At 63.9% G+C, this 737-nt stretch carries 1 pseudogene; it reads left to right on the forward strand.

The features are described from left to right. Positions 1-327: pseudogene (locus OTB20_RS42310) on the forward strand (ISKra4 family transposase); the annotation flags it as partial. Positions 328-737 lie beyond the last annotated feature (410 nt).

Raw genomic sequence — 737 nt, forward strand, 5'->3', positions numbered from 1 at the left:
GGGCTCAGGCCCGGCTCACGCAAGGGCATCGACGACGCCGTCGGCTACCTGAGGAACAAGGCGGCCTACCTGCGCTACGAACTCGCCCTGCGTGAAGGCTTCCCGATCGCCACGGGGATCATCGAGGGGGCCTGCCGCCACCTGGTCAAAGACCGACTCGACATCACCGGCGCCCGCTGGGGCCTCTCCGGTGCCGAGGCCGTACTGAAACTCCGCGCCCTGCGCAGCAACGGCGACTTCGACATCTATTGGGCCTGGCACGAGCAGCAAGAGTTCACCCGCAATCACCAGGCCCGCTACCGCGACACGCTCATGCCGGCGGCTTGATCGCCAGAACCCTCAATAGATCTACACCCTAATCGGTTAGCCTCGATCTTGCGTGAGTCCTCAACAGTTCACTGTTGAGGATTTCTGCTTGCCGGAGGGGGGAATTCCGGTGGCTGGGCAGGCTGGTGGCCCGGCTGTCGCGTCGGGTGGGCGCCGGGTTCCACGGTTCCGGCTAACGAGCTCGTGCATGGTTGCTGTGAGGCCGTGTTGCGGGCGGTGTCGGGGTTGTGATCACACCTGTGTGCTGGGCAGGGCGAGTGTCGTCGAGGGCCGGGTCGCTTGCTAAGGGCTTGCAGGGAATCAAGCTGTTGCTTCCCGCTCTGGTGCTCGTTGGTGTGGTATGCGCATCCCGGACGAGACTTCTGATCAACTCGCTGTGAAGTTTGCGGTGTTGTTCCCGCATCTGGACG

This window comes from Streptomyces sp. H27-H1 (assembly GCF_026627445.1).
GTDB lineage: Bacteria > Actinomycetota > Actinomycetes > Streptomycetales > Streptomycetaceae > Streptomyces.